Genomic DNA, 24,779 nt, shown 5'->3' with positions numbered 1-24,779 from the left:
GTCGGCGCGCACGCTGTAGTCGCGCCACTCCAGGGTGCCGGTGACCAGCTGGCCGAGGCCGCGGTTCTGCGTGATCCGGTAGGGCTCGGGCCAGCGGGCGTCGAAGCGGTCCACCGCCGGCACCCAGGCTCGGCGCCACATCGTGCCGCCCTCGGCCGGCCGGGTCAGGACGACGTCGGGCTCCCCGTCCCAGGTCAGCGAGTCGAGCTCGGCATGCCCCGCCACCCGCAGGCCGACCCCCACGATCGGCTGGTCCAGCGCGGGCACGATCCACGACACCCCGTCCGGGCCGAGCGAGGGGCCCTCGACCAGCCGCGGCACGTCGTCGCCGTCGTACACCTGGAGGACCAGCCGGGCCGCCCCGGTGCCGACCGCGCGGATCGTCTGCCCCGGAAAGATGGTCGGGCTGGCCACGAGCCCGTAGATCGGCATCTCGCGCGCCTCGGGTGGGATGAACGTCGGGGTCACGACCAGCGCGTCGCCGACGATGCGCAGCCGGCCGCCGGTGTTGGCGACCTCGGCCTCGCCCTCGGCGACCCCGAAGCCCTGCACCGAGCCGGGCAGCCGGAAGTGGAAGCGCTCGCTGGGCACCTCGAGCGTGGCCCCGTTGCGGCGGTGGCCGTAGGCGGCCAGCGTGAGCGCCTCGCGCGCCGCATCGGTGATGCAGCCGCCGCCCTCGCCGGTGGGCAGGTAGATCCGGTCGCGCACCGGGCCGCGCCAGTCCTGCGTGGCCAGCCCGGCCAGACCGCCGAAGACGCCGCAGACGGCGCCGACGTTGCCGGCGTTGGAGTCCGTGTCCCACCCCGAGGTGCACACCACCGTCATGGCGCTGTCGAAGTCGCCGGCGCTGTGGGCAAGGGCGGCCACGACCACCGCGTGGTTGGGCACGACGTGGCAGTTGCCGCCGTAGAGGTGGTAGCCGTAGTGCTCCTCGATCCGCGCCCGGGTGGCCTTCCAGTCGCCCGCGCGCGCCCACGACCGTACGTCGCGGTGGATCTGGGCGATCAGGCTGTCGGCCGGGATCTGCGCCACGGCGAGGTCGAGCAGGTCGTCCATCGAGGTGGCGGTGAACGCGCCGGCGACCAGCGCGGCGACGACCCGGGCCGCCAGCAGCGCCTCACCGTCGTGGCTGACCGAGGCGGCGCTCTCGGCGAGGTCAGCGGCGCGCCGTACGTCGCCGGGGCAGGTCATGGCGAAGCCCTCGACGAAGATCTGGGCGCCGACCTGCTCGGAGACGACCTTGCCGTTGAGCTCGGCCGAGCCGCTGCGCGGAGGCACCACGCCGCTCTTCATCCGCAGGTAGGCGGTGTGCTCGGTGGAGTTGCCCAGTCCTCCCCACCACAGCACGGTGGTGTCCTCGACGATCTCGTTGAGCCAGGTCTCCCCGACCTGCGCCGGCGTCGGGTCCAGGCCCGCGTCACGCAGGGCGCGTGGGAAGACCAGGGTGCCGATGATGTCGTCGTCGGTGACCAGGAAGAGGTGGTGCTTGAGCGCCACGTCGGTCCGGTCGTTGACGTAGTAGGTGATGTCGCCCAGCTCCGCGGTGATGCGGTCGTAGCGCCAACCCTCGTAGGGCCGGCCGAGGTAGACACCGATGATCTTGCCCAGCACGCCGGCGTAGACGCGCTCGGTGTAGTCCACGGGCAGGGTCACGACACACCGCCCATCAGGCCCTCGACGTCCTGCGCCGACGGCAGTGCTCGTTGCGCGCCCGCCTTCGTGACCGCGAACGCGCCGGCCGCGCAGCCGCGTCGGACCGCGACGGGAAGGGTCTCGGCCTGGGCCAGGGCGGCGGCGACGGCTCCGCAGAACGCGTCGCCGGCTCCGGTCGTGTCGACGACATCGGTGGCGAAGGCCGACTGGTGCCAGCCCCCGTCGGGACCATGCACGACCGCGCCGTCCTCGCCGAGGGTGAGGACGACCGCCTGCGGCCCCCGCCGGGACAGCTGAGCGGCGAGCGCGGACCAGTCGGCGTCGTCCTGGTGGTCGGGGACGCCCGCGAGCAGGCGCGCCTCCGTCTCGTTCAGGATCAGGACGTCGGTCAGGGCGAGGAGATCGTCGAGCGGCGCGCTCACGCCGCCCAGCGGGGCGGCGTTGAGCAGGACGCGGGCGCCGCAGGCGCGGGCGATCGCCGCCGCCGTACGGCTGGTCTCGACCGGGACCTCCAGCTGCAGGAGGAGCACGTCGCCCTCCTGCAACAGCGATGCGATGCCGTCGACGTCGGACGGCGCCAGGCTCGCGTTGGCACCCGGCACCACCACGATGGTGTTCTCTCCCCCGTCGTCGACGCTCACCACGGCCAGGCCGGTCGGCGGTCCGGCCACCGGCCGCACGTAGTGGGTGTCGGCGCCCTCGGCGTCGAGCGTGGCGAGCACCTGGCGACCGAACTCGTCGTCACCCACCGCCATCACCGCCACCGTGGGCACGCCCAGCCGGCAGGCGGCGACGGCCTGGTTGGCGCCCTTGCCGCCCGGCAGCCACTGCAGCGTGCGTCCCAGCACCGTCTCGCCCGGCACGGGGAAGCGCTGCAGCTCGATCACCGCGTCGACGTTGGCGCTGCCGACCACGACGACCTTCCTGGTCGCGCTCGTCGCGCTGGTCGCGCTGGCCGCGTTCATCGCGCCGCCTCGCCGGCCGTGGACGCGCTGACGCAGCCGCACGACTCGGCGGGGACCAGGGTGGCGGACAGGACGGCGCACGGTGTGGTCGGCGAGGGGTCCTCCATCAGGGCCAGCAGCCGGGAGACCGCGGCGTGGCCGAGCTCGGCGAACGGCTGCGCCATGGTCGTCAGCGACGGGGAGGAGAACTCGGCCTCCGCGATCCCGTCGAAGGAGACCACCGCGACGTCCTCCGGGCAGCGGCGGCCGAGCTCGTGCAGCGCGCGCAGCACGCCGATGGCCTGCTCGTCGCTGGCCACGAAGATGGCGTCGACGTCGTCGCGGTGGTGGAGCATGGCGAGGGCCGCCTCGTAGCCCGCGCGCCGCCCGAACGGCCCGTGGTAGAGCGCGAGCCCGTCGGCGTCGAGCCCGGCGGCGGTGACAGCGTCCCGCCAACCCTCGACACGCTCGTACGCCGGCAGGACGTCGACCGGGCCTGCGATGCAGGCGATGTCGCGACGGCCGTGGTCGAGCAGGTGCTTGGTGGCCTCGCGGGCTCCGTCGCGGTTGTTGATCCGCACCGCCCGCTCGCTCATCTCCGGGAAGCCGCGGTCCAGGGCGAGCCAGGGCACGGTCGTGTCGCGAAGCTCGTCCAGCAGACCCGAGCCGTGCGCCGGCACCAGGAAGAGGCCGTCGACCTGCCGCGAGAGGAACGAGCGCGTGTAGGCGGTCTGGCGCTGTTCGCTCTCCGCGGCGTTGCCGATCAGCAGCGTGTAGCCGGCCGAGAACGCGGCCTCCTCGATCGCCCGAGCCATGTGCGCGAAGAACGGGTTGGCGGTGTCGGGGACGACCAGACCGAGGGTGGTCGAGCGGCTCATCCGCAGCGAGCGGGCGATGCCGTTGGGCCGATAGCCCAGCTTCTCGATCGCCGCCAGGACCCGGGCTCGCGTCTCCGGCGCAACCGGTCGCGGGCCGTTGTTGAGCACGTAGCTGACGACGGAAGGCGACGTGCCTGCCAACCGGGCGACGTCTGCGCGTCTGACCTCCACGCTCACTCCTGATCAACTCGTGTTGCACGGGCTATGACAGGCAAGAGTGGTCCCCGTCACACCGGTTGTCAACACGTGTTGACCAATTCGTCGAGATCTTTTTCGTCCCGCCCGCGGGAACACTGGCCGGCACGCGCCCCGGCGCGGAAGATGGACCCATGGCACAGGTACGACGCTTCGACCATGTCGGCATCACGGTCGCCGACCTCGACGCGATGACGGCGTTCTTCGAGGCGTTGGGCCTGCAGGCCGAGGGTCGGATGTTCGTCGAGGGCGAGTTCCTGGACACCGTCATCGGGACGGCGGGCGCCCGCACGGAGATCGTGATGCTGCGACCGCCCGGAGGCGGCACCGTGTTGGAGTTGTCCAGCTTCGTCCGCCCCGACCATCTGCCGGGCTCGCCGGCGGCCCCGGCCAACGAGCTGGGCCTGCGCAACGTCGCCTTCGAGGTCGACGACCTCCAGGCGATCCTCGACCGGCTCGAGGCCGAGGGCTACCGCCTGGTCGGCGGCGTCGGCGAGTACGAGAGCGCCTGGCGGATGGCCTACGTCCGCGGCCCGGAGGGCGTCATCGTCTCGCTGGCCGAGCGGATCGGCTGAGGCCAACACCGACCGCTGCGGGTCAACGCGCGGGTCCGCCCCGCGCCAGCTCCCGGGCGCGCTCGCGGACCCGCACCGCGATCGCAGCCAGGTCCAGCTGGTACGGCGCCTCGTGTCCGGCGGCGTACTCCTCGAGCCGATCCACGCCCCGCTCCAGCAGCCGGACGGCGCCGGTGGTGTTGCCGCGCGCGGCATGGGTGAGGCCCACGCAGATCTGCGCCAGCCCCTGCCACAGGTCGCGCTCCTCCTCGGGGCCGGCCTTCCAGCGAGCCTCCAGAACCTCGTGCGCCGCGAACGGCCGACCCTCGCGCACCAGGCTCCGGGCCAGATCCAGGGCCTCCCGCGGCGGCAGCGCCTCCTCCGGAACGGGCTCGACTCCGACGGCGCCGTAGGGCAACGGACGACCCAGCGCATCACGCGGACGCGCCTGCCGAGGGCGGCCGGCGGCATCGCGGTCCCGACCGCCGGTCATCGGCGACACGGACCGGACCGACGCTGGTTCGACGTCACTCCGCCATGCTAGGCGGCCCTAGCATCTGATCCATGACCAGGTTCGTCTACGCGACCTCGACCACCCTCGACGGGTTCCTCGCCGACCCGGACAACTCGCTGGACTGGCTCTTCGCGGTCGAAGGGGGCGAGGAGTCCATCGCGGGGATGGCGCCCTTCATCGCCGGCGTCGGGGTGATGGTCGAGGGATCGACGACCTACCGATGGGTGCTCGACCACGAGAGGCTACTGGAGCGGCCCGAGAAGTGGCAGGAGTTCTACGGCGAGAGGCCGACGTACGTCTTCTCCTCCCACCCCGACCTGCCGCTCGTGCCGGGCGCGGACATCCGGGTGGTATCCGGTCCCGTGGGCGAGCACCTGCCCGCCATCCGGGAGACGGCGGCAGGCAAGGACGTCTGGGTCGTCGGCGGCGGAGACCTGGCGGGGCAGTTCTTCGACGCCGGGGCGCTGGACGAGCTGCACCTCTCCGTCGCGTCGGTGACGCTCGGCTCGGGCGCGCCGCTTCTCCCCCGCCGGATCGAGTCCGACACGCTGCGGCTGACCTCGGTCGGGCAGACCGGACAGTTCGTCAGCCTGCGCTACGCCATTCGCCGGCCCGGCTGAACGCCGGCAGAGGATTGCGGGCACCGGGACCGGCTGCGACCATCGGTCGTGGACCACCCGCAAGGAGTTCCCATGGCATCCCCGACCTCGCAGTCCGCCCCACCGATCGACTACCCCGACCACATCGACGCAGCCGTTCTCAAGGTCGCCGGCGTCGTCGTGCTCGGCGCGATCATGTCGATCCTCGACATCACCGTCGTCAACGTCGCCCTGCCCACCTTCCAGCGAGTCTTCGGCCACGGCGGCGAGGAGCTCGCGTACTCCCAGGTGGCGTGGACCGTCACCGGCTACACCCTGGCGCTGGCCACCGTCATCCCGCTGACCGGTTGGGCGGCCGACCGCTTCGGCACCAAGCGGCTCTACATCACCGCCATCCTGCTGTTCACCGCCGGCTCCGGTCTTTGCGCCACCGCCTGGAGCATCAGCGCGCTCATCGGGTTCCGCGTCCTGCAGGGACTCGGCGGCGGCATGCTGATGCCGCTCGGCATGACGATCCTGACCCATGCCGCCGGGCCGCACCGGATGGGCCGCCTGATGGCGATCCTCGGCGTACCCATGCTGCTCGGCCCGATCATGGGCCCCATCCTGGGCGGCTGGCTGATCCAGGTGGCCAGCTGGCACTGGATCTTCCTGATCAACGTGCCGCTCGGCGTGATCGCGATCGTCTACGCCTGGATCGTGCTGGAGAAGGACTCCCCGGAGCCGTCGGAGTCGTTCGACTTCGTCGGCATGCTGATGATGTCGCCGGGACTCGCCCTGTTCCTGTACGGCGTCTCGTCGCTGCCCAGCCACGGCGGTGACTTCGGCGACCCGCACGTGTGGGCGCCGGCGCTCGCCGGGCTGGCGCTGATGGCCGGCTTCGTGTGGTGGTCCTTCCGGCCCCGGCACCCGTTGCTGGACCTGCGACTGCTCAGCAACCGCAACCTCGCCCTCTCGCTGATCACGATGTTCCTCTTCGCCGGTGCGTTCTTCGGCGGCCTGCTCCTCGTGCCGACGTACTTCCAACAGGTGCGGGGCGAGTCCACCCTGCATGCCGGCCTGCTGGTCGCTCCGCAGGGACTCGGCGCGATGATGACGATGCCGATCGCGGGCCGCCTCTCCGACCGGGTGCCGATCGGCAGGATCGTGCCGGTGGGGCTGGCGCTGATCATCGTCGGCATGTTCGGCCTGACCCAGATCAGCGACACCACGCCGTACCTGGTGATCGTCGCGCTGCTCCTGGTGATGGGCTGGGGCATGGGCGGCACGATGATGCCGATCATGACGACCGCGCTGCGGACGCTGCGGCCGCACGAGATCGCCCGTGGCTCCACGCTGCTCAACATCAACCAGCAGATCGCCAGCTCCGTCGGGGTGGCGACGATGTCGGTCGTCTTGACGAACAGCCTGAAGAACTCGCCGGTGATCCCGGGGACCCAGCATGTGCCCGGCTTCCCCGGTGGCCTGCCCGAGACCACCGCGGCCATCTTGAAGAACACCCAGCCCCAGTTGTTCGCCAAGCTCGGGCTCGACCCGACGGCGGTCGCGCACGGCATGGCCAGAGCCGCCACGTCGTTCGCGCACACCTACTGGGTCGCCTGGGTGGTCATCGTGGTGGCGATGATCCCGGCGCTGATGTTGCCGCGGAAGCATGCGCAGATCCGCCGTACGGATGACGAGGACGTCCCGCCGGTCGTCGTGCCCTGATCGGTCGTACGACGTGCGCCACCGACGCATGCCGGTGGATCAGCTGTGCTGCTCGACGTACTCCTCGGGGTCCTTGTCCACCGGCTGGATCCCCGCCCAGTGGCGAGCTTCGTAGCCGATGAACTTCACCGCGATGTCGTGGCGGGTGCGCAGGTCCGCGTGCAGCCGGAAGTCGGCGAGGTCCTCCCGCTCCTCCTCGGCCATGTGCTCGTCGTTCGCCTCGCGTGTCTCGCGGACGGCGTCCCACCAGTCGTCGCTGCCGACCGGATGCGCATCCGCCTTCCGGATCCCGTCGCGGATCTCGTTGTGGTCCTTGACCGCGTCCTCGGTCTCCGGCTCCGGCCCGTCGTCGGTGCCCGGCGCCCCGTGTCCGAGCCGAAGCACCTCGGGATAGAAGTAGCGCTCCTCCGCCTCGGCGTGCACCTCCAGCAGCACCGCCAACCGTCGCCACACCGCGCCCAGGGTCTCGGTGTCATCGCGCGGGATCTCGTCGAGCAGTGCGAACTGGCGACGCTGCTCGTGGTGCTGGAAAAGGATCTCCTCGGTGATGTCCACGGTTCCTCCTGGCGGTGATACGTCCCGGCTCCGCCACGATAGTGCCCCCACTGCGGCGGCCGACGCGTGCCGAAGCCGTCCTCCGCCGCGAAGATGGGGCGGTGAGCGACGTACTCCTCCCCCATCCCGCCACCGGCGCGCCGTTCCCCTCCCCCGTGCCGCCCGGCACCGGCTGGCCCGGTGACCCGGCCACCGCGGAGACGCCGGTCGCGCGGACTGCCCCGCAGGTACGGCGTCTCGCGCGTGGGGTCGATCTCGACCAGCTCGACGCCCGGGTTAGTGTCTGCCGTGCGTGCCCGCGGCTGCTTCGCTGGCGGGAGCAGGTGGCGCACACCAAGCGGGCGTCCTACGCCGACCAGCCCTACTGGGGCCGACCCGTCCCCGGCTTCGGCTCACCGAGGCCGCGCATCCTGGTGGTCGGCCTGGCGCCGGCCGCGAACGGCGCGAACCGCACCGGCCGGGTGTTCACCGGCGACCGCAGCGGCGACTGGCTGTTCGCCTCCCTGCACCGGGTCGGCCTGGCCACCCAGGGCAGGAGCGTGCACGCCGCCGACGGGCTGGAACTCGTCGACACCCGGATGGTCGCGACCGTCCGATGCGCACCGCCGCAGAACGCGCCCACGACCCTCGAGCGCGACACCTGCTCGCCGTGGATCGAGGCGGAGCTCCGGCTGCTCGCCGAGCACGTCCGGGTGGTGGTCGCCCTCGGTGGCTATGGATGGGACGCCGCGCTGCGGTCCTACGCCGCGCTCGGCTGGCAGGTCGCTCGGCCCCGGCCACGGTTCGGGCACGGCGTCGAGGCGACCCTCGCCGGCGACGGGCGCCGTGTGACGCTGCTCGGCTGCTACCACCCCAGCCAGCAGAACACATTCACCGGCCGGCTCACCGAGCCGATGCTCGACGGCGTACTCGGCCGGGCGGCGGCTCTCGGCCGGGCGGCGGCTCTCGGCCGGGCAGCCTCGTCCGATCGGCCCGGATGAGCTCCTCGTCCTGGTCCGGCGTCGGGTCGAGGAGTAGGTCGATTTGTGATGGGCGGATTGAATGGTCTGTAGGCAGGTGGCGACGAGACGAGTGTGGAGGTGGTCGGCGATCCGATGCCATGGGTCTGAGCGCCGGATGAAGGACAGGCGGATCGTGGCGGCAGCGGCCGTCACTGCGCTCCTGGTGATCGCCGCAGGCTGCTCGGGAGCCGGTTCGGGTCCTGACGCAGCACACTCCCCCACGCCCTCGACCGGCTCGACCCCGCCGGCCGCGTCCACCACGCCGTCGTCGCCGGCGCCGAGCGCCTCGGCCACGCCGAAGAAGCATCATCCGACCGGTCCGCCGATGCAGCTGCAGAGCATCGCGCCCCTCACCGGGGCGACGGTGGGGGTGGCGATGCCGATCTCCATCGTGTTCACGGACCCGGTCGCCACCTCCGCACGCAAGCGGATCGAGAAGCACATCAAGCTCACCACGTCGGTGCCTGTCATCGGTGCCTGGCACTGGTTCAGCCCGCGGCGGGTCGACTTCCGTCCGAAGGACTACTGGACCCCGGGAACCACCGTGTCGATGGTCGCCGACTTCAACCACGTCGGCGACGGCAACGGGCGCTACGGCACCCACTCCTACACCCGGAGCTTCACCATCGGTGACGACGTCCGCACCCATGTCTACGTCAAGCAGCACAAGACGGTGGTGACCCGCGACGGCAAGGTCCTGCGCACCATGCCCAGCGACGCGGGCAGTCCCGACTGGCCCTCCTGGGACGGCACGATGGCCGTGGTCAACAAGTCGCGCACGGTCCGGATGACCTCGTGCAGCGTCGGCATCGCCTGCAAGAAGAGCGATCCGGACTACTACGACCTCACCCTGCCCTGGGACGTGCGCATCACCTGGTCGGGCACGTTCCTGCACTACTCGCCCGCCGACCCCCGGCCCGGGCACAGCTACGGCTCGCACGGCTGCGTCCACCTCTCGGAGGCCGACGCCCAGTGGTTCTACAACCTCTCCAAGGAGGGTGACCCGGTCACGATCACCGGCTCCCCACGCGGCAAGGCCGACGGTGACAACGGCTACGCCGACTTCGACCTGTCCTGGAGCCAGTGGCTGGCCGGCAGCGCGACCAAACAGATCACCACCCGGGCCTGACCACGCCTGCCGGCGGCAAGCACCGCTGGGTGCGCGTCCAGCCGTCGAGCTCCTCGCCCCGGCACGCGAGGGTCACCATGGAGACATGGACTCACGTGGAGTGACCCTCGTGGTGCCGCGTCCGCCTCGGCTACCGGCCCCGACCGGGTGATCGCATCGCGATCGTTGAGGTGCAGTCGCCACAGCCAGCACCGACCTCGCCGGCCGTCGAGTGGTGGCTCCACGCCCACGCCGTCGCAGCACCCGAACCGGTCGCACTGATCCAGCCCAGCGACTACGAGCCACGTCCGTGCAAGACCATCCTCGTCGAGGAACCCGACGGCCCCGCCGGCTACGACACCGGGCTCAACGCCGAGGAAGGTCTCTGGCTCCGCCGCGGATGGGGCGGACGGTCATGACACGCCCGACACCGGACACACATTCTGGCCGCTAACCCCCAGAAACACGCTGAGGCGGACCGAATGGCCCGCCTCAGCGCTGGTTCCAACGAGGAACCTTGTGGAGCTGAGGGGACTCGAACCCCTGACCCTCTGCATGCCATGCAGATGCGCTACCAGCTGCGCCACAGCCCCATCGCCACGGTTTCCCGCGGCAACGACCAGAACAGTAGCGGAGTCACCCGGCGTTCACGAAATCGGGGTCGCCTATCGGTCGTGTGCGGTGACGTCGTCGGGCAGGGCGATCGTCGGGCAGTCGCGCCACAGCCGCTCGAGGGCGTAGAACTGCCGCTCCTCCTCGTGCTGCACGTGGACGACGATGTCGCCGTAGTCGATCAGCACCCAGCGCCCGTCGCGCTCACCCTCGCGACGGATCGGCTTCGCCCCCAACGAGCGCAGCTTCTCCTCGACCGCGTCCACGATGGCGCCCACCTGCCGCTCGTTGCCGGCCGAGGCCAGCACGAACGCGTCGGTGATCGCCAGCTGCTCGCTGACGTCGAAGGCGATGATCTGCGAGGCGAGCTTGTCCGAGGCCGCCCGCGCGGCGGCGACGACGAGATCCAGGGCGTGGTCGGTGGCGGTCATGAGCCTTCCGGTTTCGCTGGGTAGAGGTCGTGCTTGGCGATGTACTGCACCACGCCGTCGGGGACGAGGTACCAGACCGGTTCCCCGCGACGGCGTCGCTCACGGCAGTCGGTGGAGGAGATCGCCAGCGCCGGTATCTCGATCATCGTGACCCGGTCCGCCGGGATCTTGGCGAGGGTCTCGTCGTCCATCGCATAGCCGGGGCGGGTACAGCCGACGAACTGCGCCAGCGCGAACAGCTCCTCGGCGTCGCGCCAGCTGAAGATCTCGGCCAGCGCGTCGGCACCGGTGATGAAGAACAGCTCCGCGTCCGGCATCGCGGCATGCAGGTCCCGCAGCGTGTCGATCGTGTACGTCGGCCCCCGCCGGTCGATGTCGACCCGGCTGACAGTGAACCGCGGGTTGGCCGCGGTCGCGATCACCGTCATCAGGTAGCGGTGCTCGGCGGGGCTGACCTGGCGCTCCGACTTCTGCCACGGATCGCCGGTCGGCACGAAGACGACCTCGTCGAGATCGAACCACGCCTGCACCTCGGAGGCGGCCACGAGGTGGCCGTGGTGGATCGGGTCGAAGGTGCCGCCCATGATGCCGACCCGACGCGGGCCGGCCGTGCGAGCGGTCATCGTCAGCCGATCAGGAGTGCTCGCGGCCCGCGCCGAAGATGAGCAGGATGCCCATGAGCGAGAACAGGATCACCAGCGCGACAGCGCCGATGATCCAGTGGTTGACCTTCTCGTGGTGCTCGCCGGCCTCGGCGGCCAGACGCAGGACGGTGCTCGACATGGGGTCAGCCTATCGGAGCGGGTCAGCGGACCTGCCCGTCCCCCGTCACGACGTACTTCGTCGAGGTCATCTCGGGCAGCCCCATCGGGCCGCGGGCGTGCAGCTTCTGGGTCGAGATGCCGATCTCGGCCCCGAACCCGAACTCCCCGCCGTCGGTGAACCGGGTCGATGCGTTGACCATCACCGCGGCGGCGTCGACGGCCGCGGTGAAGCGGCGGGCGGCGGTGAGGTCCTCGGTCACGATCGCCTCGGTGTGCTGGCTGGACCAGCGCCGGATGTGGGCGATGGCCTCCTCCAGCGACGGTACGACGGCGGCGGCGATGTCCAGCGACAGGTACTCGGTCGCCCAGTCCTCGTCACCCGCCTCGACCACCCCGTCGAAGGCCCGGAAGGCGTCGTCGCCGTGGATCGTCACACCCCGCTCCTGCAGCGCCGCGACCACCCGCGGCAGGAACGCTTCGGCGACGTCGGCGTGCACCAGCAGGGACTCGGCGGAGTTGCAGACCGAGGTGCGGTGCGTCTTGGAGTTGAGCACGATGGCCAGCGCCTTGTCGAGATCGGCTGCCTTGTCGACGTACACGTGCACGTTGCCGACGCCGGTCTCGATCACCGGGACGGTGGACTCCTCCACCACCGAGCGGATCAGGCCGGCTCCCCCACGTGGGATGAGTACGTCGACCAGCCCGCGGGCGCGCATCAGCGCCTTGACCGAGTCGCGGCTGTCGCCCGGGACGAGCTGCACCGCGTCCGCCGGCAGGCCGGAGGCCGTCGCGGCGTCACGCAGGACGGCGACGATGGCGCCGTTGGACGACCTCGCGCTGGAGGAGCCGCGCAGCAGCACCGCGTTGCCCGACTTCAGGCAGATCCCGGCCGCGTCCGCGGTGACGTTGGGGCGAGCCTCGTAGATCATCCCGACCACGCCGAACGGCACTCGCACCTGGCGCAGCTCCAGGCCGTTGGCCAGGGTCGAGCCACGCACCACCTGGCCGACCGGGTCGGGCAGCCCGGCGACGTCGCGCAGGCCCTGCGCCATCCCCTCCAGCCGCTCCCGCGTGAGCCGCAGCCGGTCGATGATGTTGGCCGGCGTGCCACCCGTCTCCGCACGCGCCACGTCCTCGGCGTTGGCCGTCAGGACCTCCTCCGCGCACGCCAGCAGGGCGTCGGCCATGGCGTGCAGCGCCGCGTCCTTGACACCGCGCGTCGCCAGGGCCAGCTCATAGCTGGCCTCGCGCGCCCGCAGCGCCACCTCGCGGACGTCCTGCTCAGCACTCATGGGCACAAGGGTACGGCGCGGCGCCACCCGGCGCCGCGCCGTATCAGCACGCGTGGATCAGCCGGTCAGTTCCACGGCTTCGGCGGCCACCCGTAGGTCTCCGAGCCGGTCTCGGCATGGGTCGCGTTGGTGTTCCACATGTGGTTGAACTGGCCGACGTACGCCTTGTAGAAGTCCGAACCGGTCAGCTGCATGGTGACCTCGTCGTTGGAGAACGAGATGCCCGACCAGTTCTCGGAGCCGGCGAAGACGATGTCCTGGTTCTTGTGGTGGTACTTCCCGCTGATCAGCAGCCACTTGAGGTGGCAGTACAGCCGCGGGCCCCAGACCATCTTCTTGCCGTCGGTGGACATCTTCTCGCCGTAGTTCCAGGCGGCGTCCTTCATCGGCACGCCCGCGGCCCGCAGGATGCTGACCGTGGCCCCACCGGGCTCGGTGAGGATCGCCTCCACGTCACAGCCCTGGTGCTTGAGCGCGGCGACGCGATGCGCGATCGGGATCGAGCGGTTGCCGAACCAGGCGTACATGATGATCCGGATCTGGGTGTGCCCGTCGCCGTCGCCGTAGTTGGGTCCGGTCTTGCAGCTGATCTGGTCGAGTCGCTTGAGCACCGGGTCGATGCTCTTCTTCTTCTTTTTCTTCTTGCGCGGGCTGATCGTGGTGACGCGGTCCTTGGTGGCCGGTTGGGCCTTGGTGGCGTCGATCTGGGTCTGCAGCCGGTGCCAGGTGAAGTCGACCTGCTTGGACTTGTAGACCACCGTGCGCTTCTTGACCGGCTTGTCCTTGCGCAGCTGGTTGAAGACCTTCACCCAGGTGTCGAACAGCTTGGTGTTGCCCATCACCGAGTAGACGTCGTTCCACTGCCCGACCGCGGCACCGCTGGTCAGGTTGCCCGAGCTCTCGATGACGAGGTCGGTCGCACCACCGGTGTGGGTGAACGAGTAGATCTTGGCGTGCTCGTTGCCGCCGCCGTGACCGCGGCAGGAGCCCTTGCAGATGTGGAAGAAGCTCGACTTCTTGGTGTTCTTCCCGATCTTCTTCTGCAGCCACAGCTCGTTCTTGGTGATGACGTTGTGGTTGACCACCACCTGCACGTTCACGTGCTTCTTCTTGTGCGCCTTCCACAGCGCCTTGGTGATGTCCTCACGGTCGAAGGAGTACGTCGCGAACCGGATCGTGCTGTTCGGCTTCGCGTGCTGCACCGCCTTGAGGATGCGGGTGTTGACGACGTACTTCTGCTTGGTCGACCCGAGCGGGTTGTTGAACGCCGGCCCCAGGTCCGGCATCCACTGGTGCTTGGCCGGAGCGGGTGGTGTCGGCGTCGGCGTGACCGTCGGCGTGCTGCTCGCCGTCGGCAGGAGGGTCGGCAGATCCCCCGGTTCGGCGCCGGCCGTCGGCGTCCCCAACGTCAACCCGAGCGCAGCCACCGCCAGCGCCGCCACCCCTGCGACCGTCCATCGACGAGTCCGCACTCTGCACCCCACTTCTCAACCTTTCCGAGACATTCGGACTGCGACTGTACCTGTGACTGCTGTGATTTCACCGTTGCCCGCACGCGCTGCCCCGGATTCACAGCAAGCCCAGATGTGAGAACGCAAGGAGCGGGCCGCCACCACGGGCGGCCCGCTCCTCGTTCGGCCTTGCTCGTCAGCCCGGCCGCCTTCGGCGGCGGGACTTCCTTACTTGTCAGCCCTTGCGCTTGGTGATCTCCTCGGTCAGCGCCGGCAGGACGGTGTGCAGGTCGCCCACCACACCGAAGTCGACGAGCTCGAAGATCGGCGCCTCCTCGTCCTTGTTGACCGCCACGATCGTCTTGGAGGTCTGCATCCCGGCCCGGTGCTGGATCGCACCGGAGATGCCGTTGGCGACATACAGCTGCGGGGAGACGGTCTTGCCGGTCTGGCCGACCTGGAAGCTGTGCGGCTTCCAGCCCGAGTCGACCGCGGCCCGCGAGGCACCCACCGCGGCACCCAGCACGTCGGCCAGGGCCTCCACCGCGGTGAAGTCACCACCGGTGCCACGACCACCGGAGACCACGATCGCGGCCTCGGTCAGCTCGGGGCGACCGGTCGCCGCACGCGGCTGGGTGGCCACGATCTGCGCGGTCTTGGCGGCATCCGAAATCGAGACAGCGATCGTCTCGACCTCACCGGCACCGGCGGACTCCTCCGGCGCGGCCGAGTTCGGCTTGACCGTGATGATCGGGGTGCCCTTGGTGACCTTGGCCTTCACGGTGTAGTTGCCGGCGAACACCGACTGAGTCGTGGTGCCATCACCCTCGACGTCGACGGCGTCGGTGATCAGGCCCGACTCGAGCTTGATCGCCAGCCGGCCGGCGACCTCCTTGTTCTCCGCCGAGGACGGCAGCAGGATCGCGGCCAGGTCCTTGCCAGCCCCCGAGACCTGCTGAGCGAGCTGGGCCAGCGCCTCGGCCTTGGGCGCCACCAGGTAGCCCTTGATCTGCGCGTCGTCGATCACATAGACCTTCTCCGCGCCGTACTTCTTGACCGCCTCGGCGACACCGGCCGCCTCACCCGCGGCGCCGATGAAGACCGCGGACGGGGTGCCGAGCCGCTTGGCGATGGTGAGGAGCTCGTACGTCGGCTTCTTGACCGCGCCGTTCTGCGCGTCGACGAGAACCAGAACTTCAGACATATCCCTACCTACTCTCCTGGTTCTCAGATGAACTTCTTGCTCGCGAGGAAGTCGGCCAGCGCCTTGGCGCCCGAGCCGTCCTCGTCCTTGACGATCTCGCCCGCGGTGCGCGGCGGCCGCGCGGCGGTCTCCTCCACGACGCTCCACGAGGCCGCCAGACCGACCTGGGAGGCGTCCACGCCCAGATCGGCCAGCGACCAGGTCTCCAGCGGCTTCTTCTTGGCCGCCATGATCCCCTTGAACGACGGATAGCGGGCCTCGCCGGACTGGTCGGTAACCGAGAGCACCAGCGGCATGGTGCCGCCGACGACCTCGGTCGCGACATCGGTGTCACGCTTGATCCGGACCTGGTTGCCCTGGGTCTCCACGACCGAGGCCAGGGTCACCTGCGGCAGCCCGAGCCGCTCGGCCAGCATCGCCGGCACCACCGACAGGCCGGCATCGGTGGAGGCCAGACCACCCACCACCAGATCCACCGGCTTCTCCGCACCCAGCTTCTCGATCGCCTTGGCCAACACCAGCGAGGTGGCGATCGCGTCCGAGCCGGCGATCGCGTCGTCGATCACGTGCACGCCCTTGTCGGCACCCATCTGCAGCGCCTTACGGACCGCGTCGGCGGCCTTCTCGGGACCGACGGTCAGCGCGGTGACCTCGATCTCCTCCTCGGCACGCTTCTCCTTGATCTGCAGGGCCTGCTCGACGGCGTACTCGTCGAGCTCGGAGAGCAGACCGTCGACGTCGACCCGGTCGACGGTGTTGTCGGCCTCGAAACGACGATCAGCCGTCGCGTCGGGCACGTACTTCACGAGGACAACAATGTTCATGGTGTGTGGCCGGAGCGGCCCCTCCTGTGTCGGTCGTAGAACGTCGCTGATGTTACCGGCGAGTACAAGTTCGATTCAGGCTTGCTGACGTTGAGAATGTCACACCGAGTTACCCGAGCCGGACGCGGCCTGGGCCCGCGAGTCAGGAGCGCGGCCTCAGCACCCGGTCGATCAGCCTCCCGACGATCAGCCAGGCGAGCGCGCCCAGACCCCAGTTGAACAGGGCGTCCTTGGTGGCCGCGTCGCTACCACCGAACTGCTTGATCCCGTTGACCCGGTCGAAGACGCCCAGGTCGACCGCGTCGGCCACGTGCATCACGGCCTTGACCAGGGCGTTGTCCTCGTTCGCCTTGAGCGCCACCAACAGCGCGCCGACGGCCAGGAAGAGCGCGGCGAGCACGCACAGCGTCCACAACAGCTGCGCCAGGATCGTGCGGGGGCGCGCCAGCCGCGCCGGCGAGTCAGCCACCGTTCAGCGCCCCTCGAAGACGGCCTTGCCCGGCCCGTTCGCCACGAACGACGCCATCCCGGTGCCCGCGTCCGCGGTCGCGAAGACGGCGGCGAACTGCTGCCGCTCGATCTCCAGGCCGGTCGCCAGGTCGGTGGCCAACCCCCTGTCGATCGCCTCCTTCGCCGCCCGCAGCGCGTACGGCGCGGCCTGCGCGAACTGCTTGGCCCAGCCGAGCGCCTCGGCATAGGGGTCCTCGACGACCCGGTCGGCGAGGCCGATCGCGAGCGCCTCCTCGGCCTTGACGAACCGCCCCGTGAAGATCAGGTCCTTGGCCCGGCTCGGCCCGACCAGGCGGGCCAGGCGCTGGGTGCCGCCGGCGCCGGGGATGATGCCGAGCAGGATCTCCGGCTGCCCGAAGACCGCGTCGGGACCGGCGAAGCGCACGTCGGCGGCCAGGGTGAGCTCGCAGCCGCCGCCGAGGGCGTAGCCGGTCACCGCAGCGACCACCGGCTTGGGGATCGACGCCACGGCCGTCACGGCGCTCTGCACGGAGGCGGAGCGGTCCACCATCTCGGGATAGCTGAGCTCGGCCATCTCCTTGACGTCGTTGCCGGCAGCGAAGAGCCGCTCGCCGCCGTACAGGACCACCGCTCGGACGTCGGAGCGCTCGGTGGCCTGCTCGGCGGCGGCCCGCAGCTCGGCCTGCACCTGGAAGCTGATGGCGTTCATCTTCGGACGGTCGAGGCGGAGGGTGGCGACGCCGTCGGCCACCTCCAGCCGGACGAAGTCCCCGGCGTAGTCAGCACTCATGTGACCGACCCTAATGGCCGATCAGGGAGAATGCGGCTCGTGGAACCCGGGATCTGGAGCCAGCTGGGCGAGACATCGACGGTGTGGCCGGGGCGGAACTGGCCACTCGGCGCCACCTGGACGCAGGAGGCGACGAACTTCGCGGTCTACGCCCCCAACGCCACCGCGATGTGGCTGTGCCTGTACGACGAGGCCGGCGCCGAGACCCGCTACCAGCTCACCGAGCGCTCCCTCGGCATCTGGCACGGCAGACTGCCAGGGATCGCGCCCGGCCAGCGCTACGGCTTTCGCGCGGACGGACCGTGGGACCCGGCGAACGGATACCGGTTCAACGTCGACAAGCTGCTGCTCGACCCCTACGCGCTGGCCACCTCCGGCACCATCGAGAACGAGCCCGCGCTGTTCGGCTACGACTGGGACGACCCGACCCAACGAGACGACGCCGACTCGGCGGTGGTCACCGGCCGCTCGGTGGTCATCGACCCGTCCTTCGACTGGGAGGGCGACGAGCCGATGCGGACGCGCTGGCGGGACACGGTGATCTACGAGCTGCACGTCAAGGGCTTCACCCGGCTGCACGACCGGGTTCCCGAGAAGCTCCGCGGCACCTTCGCCGGCCTGGCCACGCCGCACGTCATCGACTACCTCAAGGACCTGGGCATCACCGCTGTCGAGCTGATGCCCATCCACCAGTTCTTCTCCGAGCCCGCGCTGCTCGAGCGCGGGCTGGTCAACTACTGGGGCTACAACACGATCTCCTATTTCGCGCCGGACGCGTCCTACAGCGCCTCCGGCGACCGCGGCGGCCAAGTAACGGAGTTCAAGCAGCTGGTCAAGGCGCTGCACCGCGCCGGCATCGAGGTCATCCTCGACGTGGTCTACAACCACACCGCCGAGGCCGGCCCGCTCGGCCCGACGCTCTCCTTCCGCGGCCTGGACGACCGCGGCTTCTACAAGCGCGTCATCCCACCGGTGCCGACCGGCGGCGGCGACTTCGCGCCGGGCTTCGACGACACCTACTGGGACGTCACCGGCTGCGGGAACACCGTCAACACCTGGGACGACCTGGCGCTGCGGCTCATCCTCGACTCGCTGCGCTACTGGGTCACCGACATGCACGTCGACGGCTTCCGCTTCGACCTGATGCCGGCGCTGTGTCGCACCGGCTACGAGATCGACTTCCACAACGCGCTGCTGATCGCGATCGGCCAGGACCCGGTGCTGCGCCACGTCAAGCTCATCGCCGAGCCGTGGGACGCCTCCATGGACGGCTACCTGGTCGGCCGGATGCCACCGCCGTGGGTGGAGTGGAACGACAAGTTCCGCGACACCGTCCGCGACTTCTGGCGCGGCCGGACCCACGGCATCCGTGACGTCGCCACCCGGCTGGCCGGGTCGAGCGACCTGTACGCCGACGACGGGCGCTCGGCGTACAACTCGGTCAACTTCGTCACCGCCCACGACGGCTTCACGCTGCGCGACCTGGTCTCCTACGAGCACAAGCACAACGAGGCCAACGGCGAGGACAACCGGGACGGCTCGGACGACAACCGCTCCTGTAACCACGGTGTCGAGGGCGAGACCGACGACCCCGCGATCACCGTGCTGCGCCGTCGCCAGGCCGCCAACATGATGGCGATGCTGTGCCTGTCGAACGGCGTGCCGATGATCACCGCCGGCGACGAGCGCGGCCGCACCCAGCGGGGCAACAACAACGCCTACTGCCAGGACAACGAGATCTCCTGGGTCGACTGGCGCCCCGACGACGCCTGGCTCGACGTCTACGAGATCACCAAGACCGCCCTCCGGCTCCGCCGCGAGCACCCGGTGCTGCGGCAGCGGCACTGGTTCGAGGGCAGGCCGACCATCGTGGGCGGTCCCAAGGACATCGTCTGGCTGCACCCCACCGGACGCGAGATGACCGACGAGGACTGGGCCGACGAGTCGCTGTGCGCGGTCGGGGCGTTCGTCTCCGGATCGCCGCTGCGCTCCCCAGGCCCGCACGGCGAGCAGCAGATCGACAACTCCTTCGTGCTCTGGTTCAACGCCGCCGAGGCGCCGCTGGAGATCGCGCTGCCCGTCAACGACTGGGTGCAGGTCGGCGAGGTGGTGCTCTCCACCGACAGCGCGCACCCGGCCGGGACGACCGTGCGCGCCGGCGCGAAGCTCACCCTCGGCCCGAAGACGGTGCTAGTGGTCCGCTCCAGCTGATCACTGCTGCTGGAGGAAGCCGATCAGCCCGTCGACCTTCGGCGTACCCCAACCGGTGACGTAGTCCCAGCCGGGCAGTGTCGGGTAGAGGCCGTTGCTCGACGGCACCCCCGTGGTCGGGTCGAAGGAGCTGACGTCGAAGAACGACGCGGACTGGTCCGCCTTGCCGGCCCGGTAGAGCGACTCATTGGCGAAGCCCCAGCCGCCGGAGGTCGGCGCCGCCGACTGGACGTCGGCCCACAGGCCCTGCAGCAACGGCGCGGACAGCGAGGTGCCGCTGCCGCCCGCATCGGTGTAGGTGCCGTCCATGACGATGTCGAAGCCGTTGCCCAGCGCGTCGCCCGACTGCGCGGCCACGTCGGCGATCCCGCGGCAGGTCACGCCCGGGTCGGTGACGCACGGCAGGCTCAGGCCCGAGACGCCCTGCTGGTAGTCGGGCGCCGGCGTAACGAGCGTGTCTCCACCACCGCTGTGGGTCCAGCCGTACTCGCGCACCCGGTGGCCGTGGCCGTCGGTGTAGAGCACGGTGCCGCCGACCGCCGTCACGTAGGGCAGCGACGCCGGCGAGTTGGTGACCGGCACACCCTCGTTGAGCAGGCCGTTGGCCGAGCCGATGCCCGGCAGCGCCACCACCGGGCACGAGGAGCCGTTGTCGCCGGTCGAGGCGAAGATCGTCTTGCCCTCGGCGGCGGCCTGTCGGGTGATCTGGTCGAGGGTGGCGTCCATGTCGTTGCCGAGCCCGACATAGTCGCCGAGCGGCGTCTGGGCGATGGTCGTGGAGACCAGGCTGCTCACGCCCGGCAGGCTCTCGCACTCGCCGTACGACGCGGACGCCTGCATCGGGCCGTCGGCATCGTCGGTGAACATGCTGAACACCCGGGCGACGTCCGCGTCCGACAGGTCGGTGCCGAAGTAGAGCGTCAGTCCGCTGGCCTGGTCGGCCAACGCCGAGGACGCCTGGGTGTCGATGTCCCACTCCGGCCGGCCGGAGTCGTCGCTGAAGTCGGTGTCACCCGCGGGGTGCTTGACCGTGACCGGCACCTGGGACAGCCCGAAGTGCTGCTCGAAGGCGCGCAGGTCGGCGATCACGTCGTCGCTCTGGCCCTCGCCCAGGACGGCGAGGCCCTGGCCGGCGCCGCGGGCCGATGCAGGGCGCTGGTAGACGCCGGCGAGGTCGGCCGGCGTCGTACCGCCGGTGCAGCCGACGGCGGGCAGGCAGGTGTCGGTGCAGGTCACGCCGAGCGGCAGGCAGGTGCTCTGCTGGCCACCGGCGTGGTGCGGCACCGTGAAGCTGGTCAACGTCTCGAGGCCGACGATGTTGGCGATCGGGAGGTCGCTGGGGAAGCTCGGCGCGGACAGGTTCGCCACGAACCGTTTGCCCTGCGCGCTGAAGGAGTGCACCGCGGTGCGGAAGAGCGCCTCGACGTCGGCGGCGCTGCCGCGCACGCTGAGCTGGTCGCCGGCGGTGGAGACGTGGCCGACGGTAAGTCCGCCGGCGGAGAGGAAGTCGCGCACCTTGGCCACCTCGGCGTCCGGCACGCCGAAGCGCTGGGCGAACTGTGCCGGGGTCAGGAAGTGCCGGTACTGGGGGCTGCCCGGGTCGGCGGTGGCGGCGATGTAGGCCCTCTCCCCCGCCGCGTCCGGCCGGGCGAGCGTGACGACGAGGTCGAGCGGCGTGCTGCTCGCGACCGGCCCCAGATCGGTCGCCTGCGACAGGCCCGGCAGCAGGTTGGCCGTCGTCCCCGACGGCGCGTCGGCGTGCGCGGGACCCGCCCAGACCAGGGTGGCGGCGAGCGCGGTGAGGATGGCGGCCGGGCCCTTCAGCCCGAGCGCGTGGAGCTTCGGCACGGTGGCCTCCCGTGGTCGGCCCGCACCCCGATGCGCGGGCGTCATCCGATAGAACGAGTTCTATCGCCGAAGGTCACGCCGATCCGCCGGATTTCTCCAGGCGTCAGGCGACGGCGACCACCCCGAGCTCGGCCACCGATGTCAGGTGCGCATTGCGGGGCACCACCCGGACCGTGTAGCCGAACGCGCCGGCGTGTTCCAGCGCCACCTCGCCGGCGAAGCAGTAGCGGCCACCGTCGTAGGTCTCCACCGGCGCCAGCAGCGTGACGGCGGTGTCGACCAGGACGTCGTTCTCGTCGGTGCGGCCGTGCACCAGCTGCACGTCGACGTCCTCGGGCGAGAGCGCGCCGAGCGCCACGAAGGCACGCACGTCGAGGCGCGCGCCGACCTCGGGGCTCCGCGGCGCCGTGCCCTCCACGTGCTCGACGCGGACCCCCTCCCAGCCGGACCGGACCCGGCTCTTCCAGGCGGCCAGCTCGCGCGCGCCGGCGTAGTCACCGTTGAGCGAGCGGGCGTTGGCCGCCGCGGGCGCGTACAGCGTGCGGACGTAGTCGCGCACCATCCGGGTCGCCAGCACCCGCGGGCCCAGCGACTTGAGGGTGTGCCGCATCATCTCCACCCACCGCACCGGGACGCCGTCCGGGCCGCGGTCGTAGAACCGGGGGGCGATCTCGTTCTCGATCAGGTCATAGAGCGCGTGCGCCTCGATGTCGTCACGCTTGTCGGGGTCGTCGACGCCGTCCGCCGAGGGGATGGCCCAGCCGTTGTCACCGTCGTACCACTCGTCCCACCAGCCGTCGAGGATCGACAGATTCAGGCCGCCGTTCAGCGCCGCCTTCATGCCGGAGGTGCCACATGCCTCGTAGGGCCGCAGCGGGTTGTTGAGCCACACGTCGCAGCCCGGGTAGAGCGGCTGCGCCATCGCGATGTCGTAGTTCGGCAGGAACACGATCCGGTGCCGGACCTCGGGATCGTCGGCGAAGCGGACCATCTCCTGGATCAGCCTCTTGCCGCCGTCGTCGGCGGGGTGCGCCTTGCCGGCGATGACCAGCTGCACCGGGCGCTGCGGGTCGAGCAGGATCCGCTTGAGGCGGGCCGGGTCGCGCAGCATCAGCGTGAGCCGCTTGTACGACGGCACTCGCCGCGCAAACCCGATGGTGAGCACGTCGGGGTCGAGCGCGTCGTCGATCCAGGCCAGCTGGGCGTGGGCCAGGCCGCGCTTGAGGTAGGAGGCCCGCAGCCGCTGGCGGGCATCGTCGACCAGATGCCCGCGCAGGGTCCGCTTGGTGTGCCAGACCCGGTCGGCGGGGATCTTGTCGACCGCTGCCCAGAATGCGTCGAGGTCGTCGCTGTCGGGCTCGGCGCCCTCGGCCTGGGCCAGCGCGAACAGCTCACGCGCCACCCACGTCGGCGCGTGCACGCCGTTGGTGATCGACCCGATCGGCACCTCGGCCTCGTCGAAGGCCGGCCACAGGCCGTTGAACATCTCCCGGCTGACGTGACCGTGCAGCAGCGAGACGCCGTTGGCGCGCTGAGCGAGCCGGAAGCCCATCACCGCCATGTTGAACACGCCGGGGTCGCCGCCCTCGTAGTCCTCGCAGCCGAAGGCGAGCACCCGATCGACGGGGACACCGGGCAGGGCGCCGCCCTCGCCCGACTCCCCACCGAAGTACTGCTCCACCAGCGAGCGCGGGAACCTGTCGATCCCGGCCGGCACCGGCGTGTGCGTGGTGAACACCGTGGAGGCGCGCCCCACCTCCAGCGCGGTGTCGAAGTCGAGGTGTGGCCCGTCGGGGTCGGCGGTCAGCTCGCGGATCCGCTCGAGGCCGAGGAAGCCGGCGTGGCCCTCGTTGGTGTGGAACACCTCCGGGGCGGGCGCACCGGCGAGCCGGCTGTAGACCCGCAGCGCCCGGATGCCGCCGATGCCCAGCAGCAGCTCCTGGCGCAGCCGGTGCTCGGAGTTGCCGCCGTACAGGCGGTCGGTGACGTCGACGTAGGAGGGCGGGTTGTCCTCGACGTCGGTGTCGAGCATGAGCAACGGAACCCGGCCGACGGAGGCGACCCAGATCCGGGCGACCAGCGGCGGCCCGCCGGGCAGCGCGATCGACACGGTCGCGCGGGTGCCGTCGGCCTCGCGCAGCGCGGTGATGGGCAGGCCGGCGGGGTCGATGACGGGGTAGGCCTCCTGCTGCCAGCCCTCGCGGGAGAGCGACTGGGCGAAGTAGCCGTGCTTGTAGAGCAGCCCCACGCCGATGACCGGGACGCCGAGGTCGCTGGCCGCCTTGAGGTGGTCACCGGCGAGGATGCCCAGGCCGCCGGAGTACTGCGGCAGGACCTCGGTGATACCGAACTCCGGGGAGAAGTACGCGATGGCGTCCGGGTAGGTCGGGTCCTCGGCGGCCTGCCGCTGGTACCAGCGCTCGCTGGTCAGGTAGTCCTGCAGGTCGTCGTGCACGTCCGCCAGCCGCCGCAGGAACTTGCGGTCGCGGGCCAGCTGGGCGAACCGCTCCGGCGCGACTTCGCTGAGCACGCGGTTCGGGTTGCCGTTGCACGAGCGCCACAGCTCGGGGTCGACCGACTCCAGCAGGTCCTGCGACTCCGGGTGCCAGGACCAGCGCAGGTTCGCGACGAGGTCGGCCAGCGGGGCGAGTTCGGCGGGGTACGCAGCGTGCACCGTCAGCCGGCGAAGAGCCTTCACGCGGACCGACGGTAGCAGGCCGTAAGCGCTGCCGGCGGCCGCCCACCGCACACGCCGGAGGTGCTGCCGGACGGGATCGCCGGCCCACCGGCCCCAGGCGGCGTGGGCGGTAACGTGAGCCCGGTGGTAGGACGATTCGGACTCACCAACGTCAGCCCCGTCGTCGGCTCCACGGTGTCGGGCGAGTTCCCCGCCCGTGCCGTCGTGGGCGAGCGTCTGCCCGTCACCGCCACCGTGTTCCGCGAGGGGCACGACGCCGTGGGCGCGAGCGTCGTGCTGCGCGACGCCGCCGGCAGGAAGGTCGCCACCGTCCGCATGGCCCCCGGCGCCCCCGGCACCGACCAGTGGCACGCGGACATCGTGCTCGACCGGCAGGGCCCGTGGAGCTTCGCGGTCGAGGCGTGGAGCGACACCTGCAGCACGTGGCACCACGACGTCACCGTCAAGATCGAGGCCGGCCCGGGCGCCGAGGACC

General features: G+C 70.7%; 23 protein-coding genes and 1 tRNA gene. 7 read left to right on the top strand and 17 right to left on the bottom strand.

The genetic code is table 11. The annotated features are described in order from the left end of the window. From VHA72_RS00165 to VHA72_RS00155, 3 genes are all read right to left on the bottom strand, one after another. A partial coding sequence (locus VHA72_RS00165) for an ADP-ribosylglycohydrolase family protein (RefSeq protein WP_325572387.1) occupies nucleotides 1–1,653 on the bottom strand: 1,653 nt, incomplete at its 3' end. Further along, nucleotides 1,650–2,618, bottom strand: coding sequence for a ribokinase (locus VHA72_RS00160; protein ID WP_325572385.1), 969 nt, complete (start codon nucleotides 2,616–2,618; stop codon nucleotides 1,650–1,652). The genes VHA72_RS00165 and VHA72_RS00160, both read right to left, overlap by 4 nt. Continuing rightward, nucleotides 2,615–3,646: a LacI family DNA-binding transcriptional regulator gene (locus VHA72_RS00155; RefSeq protein WP_325572383.1), complete on the bottom strand. Its 1,032-nt coding sequence runs from the start codon at nucleotides 3,644–3,646 to the stop codon at nucleotides 2,615–2,617. The genes VHA72_RS00160 and VHA72_RS00155 overlap by 4 nt, the downstream gene beginning before the upstream one ends. Nucleotides 3,647–3,804: 158 nt before the next feature. Here VHA72_RS00155 and VHA72_RS00150 point away from each other — a divergent pair, with 158 nt between their 5' ends. Beyond that, nucleotides 3,805–4,245, top strand: a complete 441-nt coding sequence (locus VHA72_RS00150) for a VOC family protein (protein WP_325572381.1) — start codon at nucleotides 3,805–3,807, stop codon at nucleotides 4,243–4,245. 22 nt (nucleotides 4,246–4,267) lie between these two features. Here the strand turns inward: VHA72_RS00150 and VHA72_RS00145 are convergent, their stop codons facing one another. Continuing rightward, nucleotides 4,268–4,717, bottom strand: coding sequence for a DUF309 domain-containing protein (locus VHA72_RS00145; protein ID WP_325572379.1), 450 nt, complete (start codon nucleotides 4,715–4,717; stop codon nucleotides 4,268–4,270). A gap of 71 nt (nucleotides 4,718–4,788) precedes the next feature. Here VHA72_RS00145 and VHA72_RS00140 point away from each other — a divergent pair, with 71 nt between their 5' ends. Both VHA72_RS00140 and VHA72_RS00135 read left to right on the top strand, forming a co-directional pair. Next, the gene (locus tag VHA72_RS00140; protein WP_325572378.1) at nucleotides 4,789–5,358 is read left to right on the top strand and encodes a dihydrofolate reductase family protein; all 570 of its coding nucleotides are present in this window, start codon (nucleotides 4,789–4,791) and stop codon (nucleotides 5,356–5,358) included. A 72-nt stretch (nucleotides 5,359–5,430) separates the two neighbouring features. Beyond that, a complete protein-coding gene (locus tag VHA72_RS00135; protein WP_325572377.1) occupies nucleotides 5,431–7,044 on the top strand; it encodes a DHA2 family efflux MFS transporter permease subunit in 1,614 nt (537 codons plus the stop codon). Nucleotides 7,045–7,083: 39 nt separating this feature from the next. On the opposite strand, the gene VHA72_RS00130 is transcribed toward VHA72_RS00135, so the two are convergent. Then, nucleotides 7,084–7,599 (bottom strand): hemerythrin domain-containing protein, encoded by a 516-nt coding sequence (locus tag VHA72_RS00130; RefSeq protein ID WP_325572375.1) that lies wholly within the window; start codon nucleotides 7,597–7,599, stop codon nucleotides 7,084–7,086. Nucleotides 7,600–7,700: 101 nt separating this feature from the next. Here VHA72_RS00130 and VHA72_RS00125 point away from each other — a divergent pair, with 101 nt between their 5' ends. Beyond that, nucleotides 7,701–8,579: a uracil-DNA glycosylase gene (locus tag VHA72_RS00125; RefSeq protein ID WP_325572373.1), complete on the top strand. Its 879-nt coding sequence runs from the start codon at nucleotides 7,701–7,703 to the stop codon at nucleotides 8,577–8,579. A gap of 136 nt (nucleotides 8,580–8,715) precedes the next feature. Next, nucleotides 8,716–9,729: a L,D-transpeptidase gene (locus tag VHA72_RS00120; protein WP_325572371.1), complete on the top strand. Its 1,014-nt coding sequence runs from the start codon at nucleotides 8,716–8,718 to the stop codon at nucleotides 9,727–9,729. Nucleotides 9,730–10,228: 499 nt separating this feature from the next. On the opposite strand, the gene VHA72_RS00115 is transcribed toward VHA72_RS00120, so the two are convergent. The 10 genes from VHA72_RS00115 to VHA72_RS00070 all read right to left on the bottom strand — a co-directional run bounded on the left by VHA72_RS00115 (nucleotide 10,229) and on the right by VHA72_RS00070 (nucleotide 17,547). Next, nucleotides 10,229–10,301: transfer RNA gene (locus VHA72_RS00115), tRNA-Ala, on the bottom strand. A 72-nt stretch (nucleotides 10,302–10,373) separates the two neighbouring features. Next, nucleotides 10,374–10,751 (bottom strand): ribosome silencing factor, encoded by a 378-nt coding sequence (rsfS, locus tag VHA72_RS00110; protein ID WP_325572369.1) that lies wholly within the window; start codon nucleotides 10,749–10,751, stop codon nucleotides 10,374–10,376. Next, nucleotides 10,748–11,374: a nicotinate-nucleotide adenylyltransferase gene (gene nadD, locus VHA72_RS00105; protein WP_325572367.1), complete on the bottom strand. Its 627-nt coding sequence runs from the start codon at nucleotides 11,372–11,374 to the stop codon at nucleotides 10,748–10,750. Before nadD ends, rsfS begins: the two co-directional genes overlap by 4 nt. Before the next feature lie 10 nt (nucleotides 11,375–11,384). Beyond that, complete coding sequence (locus tag VHA72_RS00100) at nucleotides 11,385–11,534, bottom strand: hypothetical protein (protein ID WP_325572365.1); 150 nt, start codon at nucleotides 11,532–11,534, stop codon at nucleotides 11,385–11,387. Nucleotides 11,535–11,556: 22 nt separating this feature from the next. Next, nucleotides 11,557–12,807, bottom strand: a complete 1,251-nt coding sequence (locus VHA72_RS00095) for a glutamate-5-semialdehyde dehydrogenase (protein WP_325572361.1) — start codon at nucleotides 12,805–12,807, stop codon at nucleotides 11,557–11,559. A gap of 65 nt (nucleotides 12,808–12,872) precedes the next feature. Beyond that, nucleotides 12,873–14,279 carry a phospholipase D-like domain-containing protein gene (locus tag VHA72_RS00090; protein WP_325572359.1) on the bottom strand — a complete coding sequence of 469 codons (1,407 nt, stop codon included), beginning with the start codon at nucleotides 14,277–14,279 and terminating at the stop codon, nucleotides 12,873–12,875. A 214-nt stretch (nucleotides 14,280–14,493) separates the two neighbouring features. Beyond that, nucleotides 14,494–15,462, bottom strand: a complete 969-nt coding sequence (locus tag VHA72_RS00085) for an electron transfer flavoprotein subunit alpha/FixB family protein (RefSeq protein ID WP_325572357.1) — start codon at nucleotides 15,460–15,462, stop codon at nucleotides 14,494–14,496. 23 nt (nucleotides 15,463–15,485) lie between these two features. Beyond that, a complete protein-coding gene (locus VHA72_RS00080; RefSeq protein WP_524538557.1) occupies nucleotides 15,486–16,268 on the bottom strand; it encodes an electron transfer flavoprotein subunit beta/FixA family protein in 783 nt (260 codons plus the stop codon). A 160-nt stretch (nucleotides 16,269–16,428) separates the two neighbouring features. Next, nucleotides 16,429–16,755 (bottom strand): hypothetical protein, encoded by a 327-nt coding sequence (locus tag VHA72_RS00075; protein WP_325572353.1) that lies wholly within the window; start codon nucleotides 16,753–16,755, stop codon nucleotides 16,429–16,431. Nucleotides 16,756–16,758: 3 nt separating this feature from the next. Then, nucleotides 16,759–17,547 carry an enoyl-CoA hydratase/isomerase family protein gene (locus tag VHA72_RS00070; protein WP_325572351.1) on the bottom strand — a complete coding sequence of 263 codons (789 nt, stop codon included), beginning with the start codon at nucleotides 17,545–17,547 and terminating at the stop codon, nucleotides 16,759–16,761. A gap of 39 nt (nucleotides 17,548–17,586) precedes the next feature. On the opposite strand from VHA72_RS00070, the gene glgX reads away from it, so the two are divergent. After that, nucleotides 17,587–19,758: a glycogen debranching protein GlgX gene (glgX, locus tag VHA72_RS00065; RefSeq protein WP_325572349.1), complete on the top strand. Its 2,172-nt coding sequence runs from the start codon at nucleotides 17,587–17,589 to the stop codon at nucleotides 19,756–19,758. Here glgX and VHA72_RS00060 read toward each other — a convergent pair whose 3' ends face one another. Together VHA72_RS00060 and glgP are read right to left on the bottom strand one after the other, a co-directional pair. Further along, a complete protein-coding gene (locus tag VHA72_RS00060; RefSeq protein ID WP_325572347.1) occupies nucleotides 19,759–21,606 on the bottom strand; it encodes a S53 family peptidase in 1,848 nt (615 codons plus the stop codon). Nucleotides 21,607–21,709: 103 nt separating this feature from the next. Further along, nucleotides 21,710–24,304, bottom strand: coding sequence for an alpha-glucan family phosphorylase (glgP, locus tag VHA72_RS00055; RefSeq protein WP_325572345.1), 2,595 nt, complete (start codon nucleotides 24,302–24,304; stop codon nucleotides 21,710–21,712). Nucleotides 24,305–24,427: 123 nt separating this feature from the next. On the opposite strand from glgP, the gene VHA72_RS00050 reads away from it, so the two are divergent. Continuing rightward, a partial coding sequence (locus VHA72_RS00050) for a maltotransferase domain-containing protein (RefSeq protein WP_325572343.1) occupies nucleotides 24,428–24,779 on the top strand: 352 nt, incomplete at its 3' end.

This window comes from Nocardioides sp., assembly GCF_035547795.1.
Taxonomy (GTDB): domain Bacteria; phylum Actinomycetota; class Actinomycetes; order Propionibacteriales; family Nocardioidaceae; genus Nocardioides.
The sequence above is the reverse complement of the archived record's forward strand: the minus strand, read 5'-3'. Positions and strand labels throughout refer to the sequence as shown.